Below are 13,804 nucleotides of genomic sequence, written 5' to 3'. Positions count from 1 at the left end.
TGTGTATATAGAAATCGTCGTAAAAGATTAAACCTGCGGTTTAATTTACTTGCTGGCATATACAATTTAGATTGGGTGAAAGATAAACAATTAAATTGATTGAAAAATGATTTATGAAGGAAGTCTACTGTATCAGTTATTACGGCATACTCCGATCAAGATGGCTATTGTGATTCTATTGCAAGCCTTAAATCTGGTCTTTATGCAAAGTAGTTTGCTGATGTGGAGCTTATTCTTCTTTGGCGTGAGCTTTGGCTTTGTGCGCTTTTATCGGGAAAATTTATTCAAGGAAAATAGCAAAAATACTGAGCACTATCAGCTACAACAATTACGTAAAATCTGTTTTTGGGCTTATAAACAGACCTGTCTGATCCGACTAAAATTACGTTTTTATTCAAGCCATGATCCTCGGCATGCCGAACTAAAACAGCAATTAAATCACTATGCCGGGTTATATACGCGGCTGCTGAAATATGAGCATCAATATTGTAAAACGATCAAGCATCTAGATGTCGACAGCTATCTGGATGAAAATTCATAGTTCTCTCTATCCTTTTTCATTGGCCATCTTAAAGATCTGCAAATATTGAATTTTAAAAAACGTTGATTTGCTGATTTTTAGAATAGAAGCCACGGAATTGCTTGAAAAGAAAGCAATCATTTCGGAATTTGCTTGCCAAGCTTTATTTCGTCCTCTATTATTGCGCACATGCCCGAGTGGTGAAATCGGTAGACACAGGGGATTTAAAATCCCCCGCCCACAAAGCGTGCCAGTTCGAGTCTGGCCTCGGGCACCATTTTAATATTTATTAAAATGGTGCAATAAAAAATCCAGCATTAGGCTGGTTTTTTTGTGCCTGAATTTTATTCTTTTAGCGCGAAATCCCCATGTCAGAATTAAAACACTTTGATCTCGCTACATTACAATTACGTCATCCAGACGCTTTTTTCCTTAAGCTGCGTTATAGCCGCTTTAAATTTAATGCCTTGCAAAATATCCAGTTTGTTATCGCGATTAATTTACTGTCCCTTCTGGTCTGTGTAGCCTGTAGTCTCAGCTCCGTATTTCTGGAATATTATTTTTTTAAAAATGCCACGATTGCCTTTAATGTCACCTTAATTGTACTGATGGCACTACTCTATCCCTATATCTGGTATGCACAATATCAGGCGAAATTCAGCTCCAAAGCCTATAGTCAGCATTTGCAAAACTGTCTCTATCTGCAAATTCCAATTTTTCTATGCTTATTGCTCAACCTTTATCTGATTCATTCGGATGTGCTGGTTATTATCAGCATGATCATTTTAGCGCTTTCCTCTTTTGGCGCTGTGACCTTGGAACCTTTATTTAAAAGTTCCTGTAGCGCGATTGACCAAATCAGGTTGCAGAAACTCCGGCAACTGGCTTTTTGGGCTTATCAACAGTCCAGATCTAAAACACCACAACAGATTCAAGGTCAGTTGAATCTGCAGGCTTATTATCAAAACCTTTATCAGCAATGCATGAATGAAGAGCAACAATTACTCGGCTCGATTCGCTTTAATAGCTTTAAAGATTATTTCAACAGACAATAAAAAACCCTGCAGCTGCAGGGTTTTCTTAAATCACCATTCACGGTTGGTAATCAACTCTTCCATTTCAATCTCGAACAGACCGTGCTCTTGCACCACCATCATCATGGCTTCAGCAATATAATCCGCGGCAGTATCATCCAGAGATGAATCCAGATCTTCAAACTGAGGTTTCATGACATTAATATCAGCCACAGTCAGATTGGCAAGCTGATAAATCTCTTGATCTGACAAACCTGATTTAGCAACTTTTTGGGCAAAACGTTCGATGTGCTGCTTGATTTCAGCAACCAGAATATCGGGATAATACTCATCATCGAACATGGGGAGAAGTAAATCTGCAAACATTACAGGCACTCTAAAGGATGACTATCTATAAGCGTGCCTATATAGCATATTGTTGCTTAAAAGCCAAACAACATTGCCAATGTAGGGATTTCCCAGCCTCGATTTTTAAACCATTTGCATAGCTTGCCAGACTTTAATCGCATCGGCTGTGACTTTAACATCATGTGCCCGTACCATACATGCACCCTGCTGAATACTCAACAAATGCGCTGTTGCTGAACCCACTGCACGCTCTTGTGGTTCTGCCCCATCCAAAACTGCTCCGATAAAGCGTTTACGTGATAAAGCAGACAAAATCGGATAGCCCATTTCTGTCAATTTATAGAACTCTTGCAACAGCTTTAAATTTTGCTGGGCATTTTTAGCGAAACCAAAACCTGGATCAATCATGATATTTTCCGCTTTTACTCCAACATCTAAAGCATCCTGAACACGTTGGGATAACTCGTGTATCACATCTTTAGTGACATCCTCGTATTGATCCAGATTGTTCATGGTGGTTGGTTCACCGCGCATATGCATGATGATGACCGGAATATTCAGCTCTGCTGCAGTCTGCAATGCATTTGGTCGAGTCAAAGCACGGACATCATTCCAGATATGCGCTCCCGCCTCTACCGCTGCGCGTATGACTTCAGGTTGCGACGTATCAATCGAGAGAATGATATTATGTTTGGATAAAGCTTCAACCACAGGCACCACGCGGCGAATTTCTTCCTCCACTTCTACTGCTGCTGCACCTGGACGGGTCGATTCACCCCCAATGTCGATGACGGTTGCGCCTTCAGCCATCATTTCCAGTGCGCGGGCGACTGCATCTTCTTTTTGATTATGCCGGCCACCATCACTAAAAGAATCCGGGGTGACATTGAGAATCCCCATTACATGCGGCTGGGATAAGTCCAATTTTAAATCACCAAATGTCCATACATGTGGTAACAAAGGCATCAGCTGCATGATTCAATACTCACTTAAAATAACCCCGATATTGTCTTATGGATAGTTAATTAAAGCAAAGATGAATAAGGCCAGGACCTAGATTTCGAAGTAATTATTTCGGGAATATTGCATCATCTTAGTTTGTAATAATGTTTTCACATCTGACCATTCACTTTCTAAAATACTATAGATGTAGCTATCTCGAATAGTGTGTCCATCTTTACGCAGCATATGACACCTGATAATGCCATCCCGCTTGGCACCTATTGCTTCAATCGCTTTCTGGCTAGGAAGATTCAAGTGATCAGTCCGAAAGCCGACAACCTGAACGTTTAAACTTTCAAAAGCATGTCTTAACAAGAGATACTTACATGCGCGATTTACATAAGTTCTGTGATAGCCCTTGGCATACCAGGTATAACCAATTTCAAAACGTGGAATTTCCGTCTTAATATCATGATAACTGGTAGTTCCAATTGCTTGACCGGAGTTTAAATCGATGACAGCAAAAGCCATCCGTTCACCTTGAGCTTGCTGTTCAAAGGCCTGAGAAAAATATTTTTTTAAGTTATGCAGATAAGGCACTGAATTATATAAAATCTCGCCTAAATTTTCTTCAGCGCATGCGATGGCTAAATCAGAAAAATGTTCCCAGCTCAACGATTCAAGACGAAGCTGATAAACACTGGATTCCAGAACAGGCATATTCATTTTTATTTTTCGTATTCATTTTTAATCGCTCAATATAACATTCAAAAAGCGATGACAAAAATGACAAGCATAAAAAAACCACCCGAAGGTGGTTTTTTTAATAAGCTTAGTTCGCTGGCAATGGCGGAGGAGTCAACGGACCATCATCTGGGGTTACATCAATCACAGGATTGTCTGCCACATAGACCTTTGGTGGCTGAGGCTCACGACCTTCCATGATGTCACGGATTTGATCACGATCAATGGTTTCCCATTCCATCAAGGCTTTCACCATCGCATGGGCAATATCTTTTTTGCTTTCCAGGATATCGCGTGCGATTTTATATTGCTCATCCAGAATTCGACGAATTTCACGATCGACTTCTAGTTGTGTAGTTTCCGAAATACTGCGGCTACCAATACTGCCCATGAAAGATTGCTGTGCATCTTCTTCATAGACCATGACACCGAGTTTGTCAGACATACCATATTTGGTCACCATCGCACGTGCCATTTTAGTTGCACGCTCAAAGTCATTTGAAGCACCAGTCGACATCTGGTTAATGAAGACTTCTTCAGCAATACGGCCACCAAACAAAATCGAAAGTTCATTCAACATTTTGTCTTTATAATGGCTAGTCTGGTCAAATTCAGGCAGCTGCCAGGTGACACCTAAAGCCCAGCCACGCGGCATGATCGTCACTTTATGCACAGGATCTGTACCTGGCAAGCTTTCAGCAACAATTGCATGACCTGCTTCATGATAAGCTGTCGCGCGACGCTCTTCATCACGAAGTACCATCGATTTACGCTCAGGACCCATATACAGCTTGTCTTTTGCATCTTCGAAGTCATGCATATCGACGGTGTTCTTGTTACGGCGTGCAGCAAACAGAGCAGCTTCATTCACTAGGTTTGCCAATTGCGCACCCGAGAAGCCAGGTGTACCACGTGCAAGAACCTTAACATCCACACCTGTCACTGAAGGTAATTTTTTCAAATGTACATTCAGGATTTGTTCACGACCTTTGATGTCTGGCAAACCAACTACAACTTGACGGTCAAAACGGCCTGGACGAAGAAGTGCTTTATCCAGTACATCTGCACGGTTGGTTGCAGCAATCACGATAATGCCTTCATTACCTTCAAAGCCGTCCATTTCAACTAGCATCTGGTTCAGTGTCTGTTCACGTTCATCGTGACCACCACCGGTACCTGAACCACGGTGACGACCGACTGCATCAATCTCATCAATAAAGATGATACATGGTGCATGACGTTTCGCCTGTTCGAACATGTCACGAACACGGGATGCACCAACACCGACAAACATCTCAACGAAGTCAGAACCTGAAATACTAAAGAATGGAACTTTCGCTTCACCGGCAATGGCTTTGGCAAGTAAGGTTTTACCCGTACCTGGAGGACCGACCATTAACACACCGCGTGGAATACTCGCACCCAGACGTTTAAATTTGGTTGGATCTTTCAGGAAATCTACGATTTCAACGACTTCTTGCTTGGCTTCGTCACAACCAGCAACATCAGTGAAAGTGACTTTAATCTGGTCTTCAGACAGCATTTTGGCTTTAGATTTACCAAAACTCATTGGGCCGTTTTTACCACCTGCACCGCCACCCATGTTGCGCATAAAGAACATGAATAACAAAATGATTAAAAGTACAGGGAAACTTGCAATAAGCAACTGCATGAGCAAGCCTTGACGTTGTGGTGCTTCACCTTCAACCACAACATTATTTTTAATCAGGCTTGGCATCAGTTCAGGATCCTGAACTGCCGGACGGATACTTTCAAACTCTGAACCGTTCGATTTTTCGCCACGGATTCTTTCGCCGTCAATCACAACTTGTTTAATTTGGCCAGCATTGACCGCGGCAACAAACTCTGAGTAGTTCATTGTAGTCGGTTGATTGCGGTCACTGACGTTGCTGAAGATTAACACCAGGACACCCAGTATCACGAGCCACAATACGGCATTCTTAAAAAGATCGCTCAAAGCTTTATTCCCATTCCAATCTAATTTGATCATGCCCTGTTCAGGGTGACCTTAATACTTAAGCTGTAAATCAACTTACAATTATCTGAAAACGTACAAAATGCACAATTTTTAACGACTTGGCAAGTAGACTTATTTTAAAGCCTTCTTACGTCCCTGCCCGATCAGGAAAACTTCCTTGGAGCGAGCACGTGATGCCAAAGGTTTAGATGTTTTCAGAACATCAAAACTATCAACCACTTGCTTACGGAATTCGTCAAAACCTGAACCTTGGAAAACTTTTACCACAAATTGACCTTTAGGGCCTAGCACCTTGTTGGCAAAATCCAGTGCAAGTTCACACAAGTAAATCTGACGCGGTTGATCTACAGCCTTATTACCTGATGTATTGGGGGCCATATCTGAAATTACAACGTCTACAGTACGACCATCTAAAATTTCTAACAATTGCTGGAAGACTTCTTCTTCGCGAAAGTCGCCTTGCAAGAAAGTCACATCAGGTAATGCATCCATTGGTAAAATGTCAGATGCAATCAATAAACCTTTGTCGCCGACCAACTTACCTGCAATTTGTGACCAACTCCCGGGAGCTGCACCCAAGTCGACCACGGTCATGCCGGGTTTGATGATTTTGTACTTTTCTTGCATCTCTAAGAGCTTATATGCTGCACGCGCACGATAGCCGTCCTTTTGTGCCTTTTTCACATAAGGATCGTCTAAATGCTCTCTCATCCAATCACGACTACTTTTAGATAACTTTTGGTTGGTAATGCGTGTAGCCATAACTCTCTAAATAAAAAAACGTCCAATTATTAATTGTACGTGAAAAAGACATATTTTGCAGTATACATGTGTATCTAAATCGAGGAGTTTTGCTCGTTATGAAGAGATATTGGAAATGATTATTTCCTGATAATTTAAAGCGTTTGTTTTTTGCTTTTGCTATACTAAGCCGTTTTAAAATTCAGGTTATCTCTCATGGCGTCTTTATCTATTCAGGAACGTAAGCGTTTACGTCAAATCGGACATGCTTTAAACCCGGTCGTTATGCTGGGTGACAAAGGCCTGACTGAAAATGTCATCGAAGAATTGGCGCGTGCTTTAAACGATCACGAACTGATTAAAGTGAAAATCGTAGCTGAAGATCGTGAAGCGCGTGCAGCATTGATTGCTGAAATTTCAGAAGCGACTGGTGCCGAAGTAGTTCAAACTATTGGTAAAATTGCGCTGCTTTACAAGAAAGCTGCGAAACAAAACCAAAAATTGTCCAACCTTGTCCGTTTCGCTCATCTGTCTAACTAAGTACAGGACTTATGGCAAGTTACGAACTTAGCGCATTTGATCGCCGTTTTCAGGCCATCTCTCTGGTTGCCGCCATTGAACAGCAAGGCCCATGCAATTTAAATGTGGGCTTCTGGATCCGTGATCCCAATCAGTACATCTTGTGGCCCGATATGGTGACGGCACATCCCCGTCAGGATTTCCTGTGGGAACAGACCTGCTTTGAAATTTTTATTGGGGTTCAGGGCGAAGATTTTTATCGTGAGATTAATCTTTCCCCTTCTCAGGCCTGGCAGGCTTATCAATTTGAAGAATACCGTTATCCTGAAGATATGCCACCGCAAGCTGCGGATGATATTGAGCTGAATCAGCTCAAACGTACGCATTATGGTCTTAATGTCAGTGTGGATCTGACTGATTTTATGGCAACACATAAACTGAAATGGGAAAACTTGTTCCTGGGTTTATCTGCTGTTTTAAAAACCTCACAAGGTGATCAATACTATGCCATGCAGCATAGTAGTCCTCAGGCAGATTTTCATAATAAACGTGACTGGTTGCATGTGTTTTAAATAGATTGACGCTGTGCATCAGCTATTTAAAGTGTAACAGGCGAATGAAACGTGAGACTTAAAGTCTCACGTTTTTGTTTATCGCTTAACAATGATTGATCCTCTATGTAATTATTTTAGATTTTTTATCGTTTTCAACGTTCATATTTTAATGATGCAGATGAGGCTGTTCCTGAATGGATTTCACAGCAGCATAAAGAATAAAAGCAAAGGTAATGATTATCAGAAGAATGGTCCCAAACACCAGTCCCAGTACTCCCAGACATAATACGATTACACCCAGATAAAGTATGCGTCCCAATCCGCTTTCCAGATTCAGTAGCATGATCAATATCAGTAAAATAAGTACACCTACAAAATGCTGTTGCATCGTGACCCCCTTTAATTGTTATTGTGAGTCCGTTTTGCTGCATAAAGACAAAGGAGAACATTTGATTGTTCTCCTTTTTAAATAGCGACCTTTCATCGCAGCCTAACTTTTCAGCTCAGGACTTTTGTCTGAGCTCTCTGTTTTCACCACGGGTTTGACTTTTTTCAGTACTTCAATGGTACTGTCCTTAGAACGTTTAAAAGTATCGGTCAGATGTTCCTTATGCTTGGTCGAAATCTGACTGACATCTTCTTTCAGCTCTTTACCCAGATTGGATAGGTCTTCAACGACAGCGTTGAATTCTGTCTTGATAAAGCTTTTCAATTCGGTTAATTCTTTCTGCGAACCGAAAATCTGCTCCTTCAAAGTATCAATACGCTGTAACACCTCCTGCTTAAATTGACGCAATTGTTCCTGCACAGTATCGCTTAACTGTTTGGCTTCAACTTCAAGCTTTTCCTTACTTTCCTCGATGGTTTCAATTGCCTGATCTTTAGCCTCGACTGCTACTTTTTCAAGCTTCTCGGCAGTTTCAGTGACCACGCTCGGAGTGATTTTTTTAGATGTAGTAGATTTAGGTGCTGTAGCCATTTGTCTTGTTCCTATTGTTATATCGACTAAGCTATATTAGTAGATTTGATAAAAATTAAGATTTGATTTGTCTGACAATTATTAATTGCTTACATTTTTTCACATTGCTTACAAAACAGACTTCCATGCAAAAAGCAAGCCATTTATCTCATACTTTCGCTGCAAAGCCGTTGGACTTTAGGGGTCGTTCTGCGTATAATGCCGTGTTAAGTTCAAGCGAGCAGACATAGGAGGGTAGGTTTAAAAATTAGCCTTCCTTTTTTTTCGTCTTCTCGCTTTTTTACAGCCTAAATTTCAGGAGCTTTGGTTTGAGCACCCCAGCAATTTTAGCCCTTGCCGACGGAACTATCTTTAAAGGTACTTCGATTGGCGCATCGGGTAGTACGACTGGTGAAGTCGTTTTCAACACTGCCATGACTGGCTATCAAGAAATTTTGACTGACCCGAGTTATGCACAGCAACTTGTGACACTGACTTACCCACATATCGGTAACACAGGCTGTAATGAAGAAGACGCTGAATCAGGTCGTATTCATAAGGTTTGGGCGAACGGATTGATCATTCGTGACCTGCCTTTACTGCACAGTAACTTCCGTTCAACCCAATCATTAGCTGAATATTTGGTACAACACAATGTTGTGGCAATTGCGGATATCGACACGCGTAAATTGACACGTATCTTACGTGACAAAGGTGCGCAAAATGGCTGTATCCTTGCTGGCGAAAATATCACTGAAGCTGAAGCGCTTGAAAAAGCACGTGCATTTGGTGGTTTAAACGGTTTAGACCTGGCAAAAGAATGTTGCGACCCTGAAGGTTTTGAATGGACTGAAGGCTCTTGGACATTAGGCAAAGGTTTCTCTCAACCAGAAGCTAAATTCCATGTTGTTGCATACGATTACGGTGTCAAAACCAACATCTTACGTATGCTCGCAGACCGCGGTTGTAAACTGACTGTTGTGCCGGCGCAAACTCCTGCTGCTGATGTACTTGCACTGAATCCAGATGGCGTGTTCCTTTCGAACGGTCCTGGTGATCCGGCTGCATGTGACTACGCAATTGAAGCTGTAAAAACAATTGTAGAAACCACTGAAATTCCAGTATTTGGTATCTGCCTGGGTCACCAGATCCTTGCGCTTGCAAGTGGTGCTAAAACCTTAAAAATGCCTCACGGCCACCACGGTGCGAACCATCCTGTACAAAATCTTGATAACGGTACAGTGATGATTACTTCTCAAAACCATGGCTTCGCAGTCGATGAAAGCAATCTGCCTGATGTGTTGCGTGTAACGCATCGCTCACTGTTTGATGGCACCAACCAAGGTATCCATCGTACAGACAAACCTGCGTTCAGCTTCCAGGGTCACCCTGAAGCAAGCCCGGGTCCACATGACTGCGCACCATTGTTCGATCATTTCATCGAACTTATCGAAGCATCTAAGAAGTAATTAAGGAAGCATCATGGCTAAACGTACTGACATTAAAAGCATCTTGATTATTGGTGCTGGTCCGATTGTCATCGGTCAAGCATGTGAGTTTGACTACTCAGGTGCTCAAGCATGTAAAGCCCTTCGTGAAGAAGGTTACCGCGTTATTTTGGTCAACTCGAACCCAGCGACCATCATGACCGACCCAACCATGGCGGATGCAACTTACATTGAGCCAATTACTTGGCAAACTGTTGCAGCGATCATTGAGAAAGAACGTCCAGATGCTGTTCTTCCAACCATGGGTGGTCAAACGGCATTGAACTGTGCCCTTGCCCTCGATGAGCACGGCATTTTAGAGAAATTCAATGTTGAATTGATCGGTGCAACCAAAGAAGCGATTGAAAAAGCTGAAGACCGTAAACTGTTCGACCAGGCAATGCGTAAAATTGGTCTTGAATGTCCAAAAGCTGACGTTGCTGAGTCAATGGAACATGCTTTAGAAATTCAAGCACGTTTCGGCTTCCCAGTAATTATCCGTCCATCATTCACCATGGGTGGTTCTGGTGGCGGTATCGCATACAACAAAGAAGAATTTATCGAAATTTGTGAACGCGGTTTCGATCTTTCTCCGACTAAACAATTATTGATTGATGAATCTTTAATTGGCTGGAAAGAATACGAGATGGAAGTTGTTCGTGACAAAAACGACAACTGTATCATCGTATGTACGATTGAAAACTTTGACCCAATGGGCGTACACACTGGTGACTCAATCACTGTTGCCCCTGCTCAAACGCTTACAGACAAAGAATTCCAGTTACTACGTAACGCTTCTTTAGCTGTACTACGTGAAATTGGTGTTGAAACTGGTGGTTCTAACGTACAGTTCGGTATTTGCCCAAATACTGGCCGCATGGTTGTAATCGAGATGAACCCACGTGTATCACGTTCATCTGCCCTTGCTTCTAAAGCAACTGGTTTCCCGATTGCGAAAATCGCTGCGAAACTGGCTGTGGGTTATACGCTTGATGAGTTGAAAAACGACATCACTGGCGGTACAACACCTGCATCGTTCGAACCTGCAATCGACTACGTTGTAACCAAGATTCCTCGTTTTAACTTCGAGAAATTCCCACAAGCTGATGCGACTTTAACCACACAGATGAAATCTGTCGGTGAAGTGATGGCGATTGGTCGTAACTTCCAGGAATCTGTACAAAAAGCCCTTCGTGGTCTTGAAGTGGGTGCTTCTGGTTTTGACGAAAAAATTGAAGTGGGTGCTGAAGGTGCGCGCGACAAGATCTTGCAAGAACTTAAAGTGCCAGGTCCAGAGCGTATTTGGTACGTGGGCGACGCATTCCGTCACGGCTTTACTTTAGACGAAGTATTCGCTGCAACGAACATCGACCGCTGGTTCTTGATTCAAATCGAAGACATCATCAAAACTGAAAACCAAATCAAAACTTTAGGTTTTGGCGACTTGAATGCGGATAACATCCGTTCGTTCAAACGTAAAGGTTTGTCAGATCTTCGCATTGCGGACTTGATGGGTATTTCACAAAAGCAATTCCGTAAACACCGTTGGAACCTGGGCGTAACGCCAGTTTACAAACGTGTCGATACATGTGCTGCAGAATTCGAATCTGATACAGCTTACATGTACTCAACTTACGATGAAGAATGTGAAGCAAATCCATCGAACAAAGACAAGATCATGGTGATCGGCGGTGGCCCTAACCGTATCGGTCAAGGTATCGAGTTCGATTACTGCTGTGTACACGCTGCCCTGGCTATGCGTGAAGACGGCTATGAAACGATCATGGTGAACTGTAACCCTGAAACAGTTTCAACGGATTACGACACATCAGATCGTTTGTACTTCGAACCAATCACTTTAGAAGACGTTTTAGAAATCGTACGTATCGAGAAGCCGAAAGGCATTATCGTTCAGTACGGTGGTCAAACACCTTTGAAATTGGCTCGTGCTCTAGAAGAAGCCGGTGCGCCAATTATCGGTACATCACCTGATGCGATTGACCGTGCAGAAGACCGTGAACGTTTCCAGCAAATGATTCAACGTCTGCAACTTCGTCAACCGAACAACAGCATTGTAAAATCTGCTGAAGAAGGTATGGCTGAAGCATCTAAAGTCGGCTACCCGCTTGTAGTACGTCCTTCTTACGTCCTTGGTGGTCGTGCGATGGAAATCGTGTACAACGATGAAGAACTTAAACGCTACTTACGTGATGCAGTTCAAGCATCAAACGAAGCGCCTGTTCTTCTTGACCGTTTCTTAGATGATGCGATCGAAGTTGACGTGGACTGCGTATCTGACGGTAAAGACGTTGTGATTGGCGGCATCATGCAGCACATTGAACAAGCGGGTATTCACTCAGGTGACTCGGCATGTTCGATTCCTCCTTACTCTCTATCTAAAGAGATTCAGGACGAAATGCGTCGTCAAACCGTGGCTATGGCAAAAGAGCTTGGCGTGATCGGTTTGATGAACGTTCAGTTTGCGGTTAAAGGCGAAGACGTTTACATCCTGGAAGTGAACCCACGTGCATCTCGTACTGTGCCATTCGTTTCTAAGTGTATCGGCGAATCTTTAGCGAAAGTTGCTGCACGTTGCATGGCTGGTCAATCTCTTGAGTCGCAAGGCTTCACAACTGAGATTATTCCTGAACACTTCTCTGTCAAAGAAGCCGTGTTCCCGTTCAACAAATTCCCTGGTGTTGACCCGATCCTTGGCCCTGAGATGAAATCGACTGGCGAAGTGATGGGCGTTGGTAAAACATTTGGTGAAGCGTTCTATAAAGCTGTTTTAGGTGCAAATGAGCGTTTACCAGGTCTTCCAACTGAAGGTGAAGTCAAACACGCATTTATCTCTGTACGTGACTCAGACAAACCACGTGCGGCGGGTATTGCAAAACAATTGATTGACCTAGGCTTCAAGATTCTTGCAACTGATGGTACATTTAAAGTGATTAGCGATGCTGGTCTTGAATGTGAACGTGTCAATAAAGTGACTGAAGGTCGTCCTAACATTGTGGACCGTATTAAAAACGGCGAAATCCACCTTGTGATTAACACGACTGAAGGCAAAAAGGCACAAGAAGACTCATTCTCGATCCGTCGTTCAGCACTTCAAGGTAAAGTGTATAACACAACTACATTGAATGGTGCGGATGCAGTATGCCAAGCTTTAGCAATTAAATTGCCAATGGATGTATATCGTTTGCAAGACCTAACTAAAGGTTAATTCGCTTCCAAGAAGTCCCGCTACCTTCTTGGTGGCGGGCTTTTTTTTATTTATAGATTTTATATCTTTCAACTGACTTTTGAGGGACAACATGCAACGTTATCCTATGACACCTGAAGGCAAAATTGCCTTAGAGAAAGAATTACACCAACTGAAAACAGTGGATCGCCCACGTATTACAGCTTCAATTGCAGAAGCGCGTGAACACGGCGACTTAAAAGAAAATGCGGAATACCATGCAGCACGTGAACAGCAAGGCTTCTGCGAAGGCCGTATTCAGGACATCGAAGGCAAACTGGGTGCAGCTCAGGTGATCGATGTCAAAGAACTTGAACAGAATGGTCGTGTAGTTTTTGGTGTGACTGTCACGATTGAAAATCTGGATACTGAAGAACAGAAAACCTATAAAATTGTAGGCGATGACGAAGCAGACTTTAAGATCAACAAGATCTCAGTGAACTCGCCGATTGCACGTGGTCTTTTGGGCAAAAACGAAGGCGATGATGTGAAAATCAATACACCAAACGGTGAAGTTGAATACGAAATTGTGAAAGTTGAATATCTTTAAAATTTAAAGCTATTTAATTTAAAGCCCCTCGATTGAGGTAATGCCAGTCAGTTAAGAAATTGACTGGCATTTTCTTGGGTATTTCTGTGGTTTTCCTTTCACAACTCGTGGGCAACTTCTAACCCTCCTCTCAGGCAACACATACCTCTTAGATTTCTCCAGTA

The 13,804-nt window shown here is 42.6% G+C and carries 14 protein-coding genes and 1 tRNA gene; 8 read left to right on the top strand and 7 right to left on the bottom strand.

The window, feature by feature from the left end:
- Positions 1 to 106 precede the first annotated feature (106 nt).
- From AC1P5O_RS14785 to AC1P5O_RS14775, 3 genes are all read left to right on the top strand, one after another.
- Positions 107 to 541: a hypothetical protein gene (locus AC1P5O_RS14785; protein ID WP_499006248.1), complete on the top strand. Its 435-nt coding sequence runs from the start codon at positions 107 to 109 to the stop codon at positions 539 to 541.
- A 170-nt stretch (positions 542 to 711) separates the two neighbouring features.
- Positions 712 to 797: transfer RNA gene (locus tag AC1P5O_RS14780), tRNA-Leu, on the top strand.
- A 91-nt stretch (positions 798 to 888) separates the two neighbouring features.
- A complete protein-coding gene (locus tag AC1P5O_RS14775) occupies positions 889 to 1,575 on the top strand; it encodes a hypothetical protein (protein ID WP_138742918.1) in 687 nt (228 codons plus the stop codon).
- A 30-nt stretch (positions 1,576 to 1,605) separates the two neighbouring features.
- Here AC1P5O_RS14775 and AC1P5O_RS14770 read toward each other — a convergent pair whose 3' ends face one another.
- From AC1P5O_RS14770 to rlmE, 5 genes are all read right to left on the bottom strand, one after another.
- Positions 1,606 to 1,920, bottom strand: a complete 315-nt coding sequence (locus tag AC1P5O_RS14770; protein WP_071850728.1) for a DUF5713 family protein — start codon at positions 1,918 to 1,920, stop codon at positions 1,606 to 1,608.
- A gap of 105 nt (positions 1,921 to 2,025) precedes the next feature.
- Positions 2,026 to 2,877 carry a dihydropteroate synthase gene (folP, locus tag AC1P5O_RS14765; protein WP_138742917.1) on the bottom strand — a complete coding sequence of 284 codons (852 nt, stop codon included), beginning with the start codon at positions 2,875 to 2,877 and terminating at the stop codon, positions 2,026 to 2,028.
- Positions 2,878 to 2,955: 78 nt separating this feature from the next.
- Complete coding sequence (locus tag AC1P5O_RS14760) at positions 2,956 to 3,570, bottom strand: GNAT family N-acetyltransferase (protein ID WP_004645753.1); 615 nt, start codon at positions 3,568 to 3,570, stop codon at positions 2,956 to 2,958.
- 106 nt (positions 3,571 to 3,676) lie between these two features.
- A complete protein-coding gene (gene ftsH, locus AC1P5O_RS14755) occupies positions 3,677 to 5,566 on the bottom strand; it encodes an ATP-dependent zinc metalloprotease FtsH (protein ID WP_004280565.1) in 1,890 nt (629 codons plus the stop codon).
- A gap of 132 nt (positions 5,567 to 5,698) precedes the next feature.
- Positions 5,699 to 6,349 carry a 23S rRNA (uridine(2552)-2'-O)-methyltransferase RlmE gene (gene rlmE, locus AC1P5O_RS14750; RefSeq protein ID WP_004645756.1) on the bottom strand — a complete coding sequence of 217 codons (651 nt, stop codon included), beginning with the start codon at positions 6,347 to 6,349 and terminating at the stop codon, positions 5,699 to 5,701.
- 195 nt (positions 6,350 to 6,544) lie between these two features.
- Between rlmE and yhbY the strand changes: the two genes are divergently transcribed.
- Together yhbY and AC1P5O_RS14740 are read left to right on the top strand one after the other, a co-directional pair.
- Positions 6,545 to 6,868, top strand: coding sequence for a ribosome assembly RNA-binding protein YhbY (gene yhbY / locus AC1P5O_RS14745; protein WP_004280569.1), 324 nt, complete (start codon positions 6,545 to 6,547; stop codon positions 6,866 to 6,868).
- Positions 6,869 to 6,879: 11 nt separating this feature from the next.
- Positions 6,880 to 7,419 carry a DOMON-like domain-containing protein gene (locus AC1P5O_RS14740; protein ID WP_004280571.1) on the top strand — a complete coding sequence of 180 codons (540 nt, stop codon included), beginning with the start codon at positions 6,880 to 6,882 and terminating at the stop codon, positions 7,417 to 7,419.
- A gap of 148 nt (positions 7,420 to 7,567) precedes the next feature.
- Here the strand turns inward: AC1P5O_RS14740 and AC1P5O_RS14735 are convergent, their stop codons facing one another.
- Positions 7,568 to 7,789: a hypothetical protein gene (locus AC1P5O_RS14735; RefSeq protein WP_005252547.1), complete on the bottom strand. Its 222-nt coding sequence runs from the start codon at positions 7,787 to 7,789 to the stop codon at positions 7,568 to 7,570.
- Positions 7,790 to 7,891: 102 nt separating this feature from the next.
- A complete protein-coding gene (locus AC1P5O_RS14730) occupies positions 7,892 to 8,380 on the bottom strand; it encodes a hypothetical protein (protein ID WP_005106335.1) in 489 nt (162 codons plus the stop codon).
- Between the two features lie 308 nt (positions 8,381 to 8,688).
- Here AC1P5O_RS14730 and carA point away from each other — a divergent pair, with 308 nt between their 5' ends.
- The 3 genes from carA to greA all read left to right on the top strand — a co-directional run bounded on the left by carA (position 8,689) and on the right by greA (position 13,640).
- Positions 8,689 to 9,828 (top strand): glutamine-hydrolyzing carbamoyl-phosphate synthase small subunit, encoded by a 1,140-nt coding sequence (gene carA, locus AC1P5O_RS14725; RefSeq protein WP_004280574.1) that lies wholly within the window; start codon positions 8,689 to 8,691, stop codon positions 9,826 to 9,828.
- A 13-nt stretch (positions 9,829 to 9,841) separates the two neighbouring features.
- Complete coding sequence (gene carB, locus AC1P5O_RS14720) at positions 9,842 to 13,072, top strand: carbamoyl-phosphate synthase large subunit (protein ID WP_138742916.1); 3,231 nt, start codon at positions 9,842 to 9,844, stop codon at positions 13,070 to 13,072.
- A gap of 91 nt (positions 13,073 to 13,163) precedes the next feature.
- Positions 13,164 to 13,640, top strand: coding sequence for a transcription elongation factor GreA (greA, locus tag AC1P5O_RS14715; protein WP_004645764.1), 477 nt, complete (start codon positions 13,164 to 13,166; stop codon positions 13,638 to 13,640).
- Positions 13,641 to 13,804: the final 164 nt, after the last annotated feature.

Source organism: Prolinoborus fasciculus (genome assembly GCF_056724605.1).
The sequence above is the reverse complement of the archived record's forward strand: the minus strand, read 5'-3'. Positions and strand labels throughout refer to the sequence as shown.